The organism is Bergeriella denitrificans NBRC 102155 (assembly GCF_001592185.1).
Classification (GTDB): domain Bacteria; phylum Pseudomonadota; class Gammaproteobacteria; order Burkholderiales; family Neisseriaceae; genus Neisseria; species Neisseria denitrificans.
The window spans coordinates 1-2,819 of record NZ_BCWL01000242.1 but is presented as its reverse complement, the minus strand read 5'-3'; the positions used below and the strand labels follow the sequence as shown (position 1 = coordinate 2,819).

Genomic DNA, 2,819 nt, shown 5'->3' with positions numbered 1-2,819 from the left:
GTTTTCCGCCATTATACAACACCCGCCGCCCCGCCTTTTCAACACTTACGCCACACTGCCCGTAAATATCCCCCGCCAAACTTGACTGCCGCCCCGGCCGGCATTAGCATCGGTGCGACCAAAATTTACCCTATATTATTGATAATTATTCATTTCAACTACATCATGGCAAAATTCAAGACCATCGCATACGCCCTTTCCGGCCTTTCCCTACTGCCGGCCGCCCTCGCGCAGGCCGCGCCGCCATCGCCATCGCAAGTCGGCATGGCCATGATGCGCCTGAACGCATCGCTGCTGGACCAGGCCAAATCCCAAGCATTCGGCTCGGGCAGCCTGTGGGCTTCCCTGAGCAGAGACTTCCGCATGCACGAAGTCAACCCGGAAATCGTGCGCCGCCACGAAAGCCGCTTTGCCGCCAACGGCGCGTATTTCGACCGCACCATCAACCGCAGCAAACCCTATATGCACCATATTGCCACCGAAGTCAAAAAGCGCAATATGCCCGCAGAAATCGCCCTGCTGCCCTTTATCGAAAGCGCATTCGTGACCAAAGCCCGCTCGCATGTCGGCGCGTCCGGCCTGTGGCAGTTTATGCCCGCCACCGGCCGCCAATACGGCTTGGAACGCACCGCATTATATGACGGCCGCCACGACGTCTATGCCGCCACCGATGCCGCGCTCAACTATCTGGAATACCTCCACGGCCTCTTCGGTGATTGGTCTTTGGCCTTGGCCGCCTACAACTGGGGCGAAGGCAACGTCGGCCGCGCCGTCAACCGCGCCCGCGCGCAAGGCTTGGAGCCGACCTACGAAAACCTGCGTATGCCGAACGAAACCCGCAACTATGTGCCCAAGCTCTTGGCCGTGCGCAACATCGTTGCCAATCCGCAGGCTTTCGGCATGAATGTCAGCGAAATCAGCAACCGCCCCTATTTCAAAGCCCTGAACCTCGACAAACCGATGGATCAGAGCGCCATCACGCGTCTGGCCGGCATCAGCGAAAGCGAATTTCTCGCTCTCAACCCCGCCTTTAACGCCCCCGTATTTATCCCCAAAGGCAACCGCAAACTGCTGCTGCCTGCCGAGTCTGTCAGCAGATTTGAGAAAAACTACCGCAATGCCGAGCCGGACACCCTGCTCTCCTGGGATATCTACACCCCGTACAGCAACACCAGCCTGAACAGCATCGCCGCCGAAACCGGCATGAGCGTTGCCGAAATCAAACGCCTCAACGGCATGAGCGGCAACACCCTATCGGCCGGCCGCAGTATTCTCGTTAATAAATCCGGCAACCAATACGCCGGCAGCCGCAACGACATCAACTTTATCGATACCGCGCCCGCAGCCTACGCCGATACACCCGTTATCGCCGCAGCGACCGCCCCGGCCGCACAGCCTGTCGTCATAGCCGCAGCCGAACCCGTATTACCCAAAGCTGCCGCGCCTATCGACTTTGCCGCCCAAACCGGCCATAACATCACACCGGCTGCCAATACACCGGTTAGCGGGCAAACCATCGCAGCCGTCACCGAAATCCGCACGGACACAAGCCCGACGGCCAAAGCACTGCCGACCGTTATTGAAATCACCCCGCTGCCCGCTGCCGAGCCCACCGTTGCCATCAGCGAACCACTCCCCCTGCCGACACAAGGCGGCATGAGCAGCGACAACGACGGCCTGATGCAACTGGTTGATACCCAAGCAGCCGCCGAAAGCGTCCGCACCGCCATCGCCCAAGCAGAAGCCCGCGATGCCGCAGCCGCACGCAACCGCGCCGAAACCCGCGCCCGCCAGCAACAGCGCACCGAAGCCCGCCTGGCACGCACATCCGCGCCCGCAGCCGTGCCCGCCGGCATGCACCGCGTCGGCGAAGGCGATACCCTCTTCAACGTCGCCCAACGCTACAACCTGAGCGTCGCCGACCTAATTACCGCCAACAACATCAAAGGCAGCAACATCCGCACCGGCCAGCTGCTGCGCGTTACCGCCGCCAAACAGCCCGCCGACAATGTCCGCAACGTCTCCTACACCGTGCGCAAAGGCGATACCCTCAACACCATCGCCAGCCGTTTCAACGTCGATGTCAACGACATCCGCCGCTGGAACCAAAACACCCGCACCGTCACCCCCGGCCAGCGCCTGAAGCTGATGGGAAGCTGAAAAAAAAACCGCCCGATATGGGCGGTTTTTCTATTTCAGACGGCCTGCAAGGCCGTCTGAAAATGATGTTCCAATCGATTTATTACCCCAAAAATGACCCCTTAAACAGCAATAATATAGAGAACTCTAGGTCATTCCAGACAACAAAAAACCGCTAAACATTTAAAAATTTAGCGGTTTGATTATTCCGAAAAACTCCGGAAACAGTGTTTGGTGGAGGCGGGGGGAATTGAACCCCCGTCCGAAAGCCCTCTACAAAGCGTTCTACATACTTAGTTGTGTCTATTTAAAATCTTATTTTCCGCGTGCCGACCAACAGGCCTTTGGAAAACCAGTTACCTTAAATCTCATTTCCTGCCAAGTAACCCGACAGAAAACCAGTCAATGTAAAATGACGTTGCGGTAGCCTAAGCTACACAGCCCATTGACCAACTGCTGCAACGGCAGGCCTTAAGCGGCCAGTGCGTAAGTTTCGTCGTTTGCGACTATTTAGATTCAGTGTTTTACGGGAATCTGAGACCCCGGTATGCCCGCATCTGCTTCGCAACCCCCGTCGAAACCAAGATCGCCCCCAGATAGGAAAGTATGATTATACGCATGTTTGAGCGGTTTGCAAATCGGCTTGTAGATAAAGCAGTATCAGTCTTGTTCAGCAACTA

Annotated in this window: 1 protein-coding gene and 1 other RNA gene; one reads left to right on the top strand and one right to left on the bottom strand. The window is 57.1% G+C overall.

The genetic code is table 11. The features are described 5' to 3' along the window. Window positions 1-165 precede the first annotated feature (165 nt). The gene (locus tag BDE01S_RS09730; RefSeq protein WP_066080920.1) at window positions 166-2,160 is read left to right on the top strand and encodes a LysM peptidoglycan-binding domain-containing protein; all 1,995 of its coding nucleotides are present in this window, start codon (window positions 166-168) and stop codon (window positions 2,158-2,160) included. Window positions 2,161-2,371: 211 nt separating this feature from the next. On the opposite strand, the gene ssrA is transcribed toward BDE01S_RS09730, so the two are convergent. Continuing rightward, window positions 2,372-2,733: a transfer-messenger RNA gene (gene ssrA, locus BDE01S_RS09725) on the bottom strand. Window positions 2,734-2,819: the final 86 nt, after the last annotated feature.

Excerpts from the sequence above, each read along its gene's own strand:
- BDE01S_RS09730 (WP_066080920.1), top strand. The coding sequence starts at position 166 with ATGGCAAAATTCAAGACCATCGCATACGCCCTTTCCGGCCTTTCCCTA.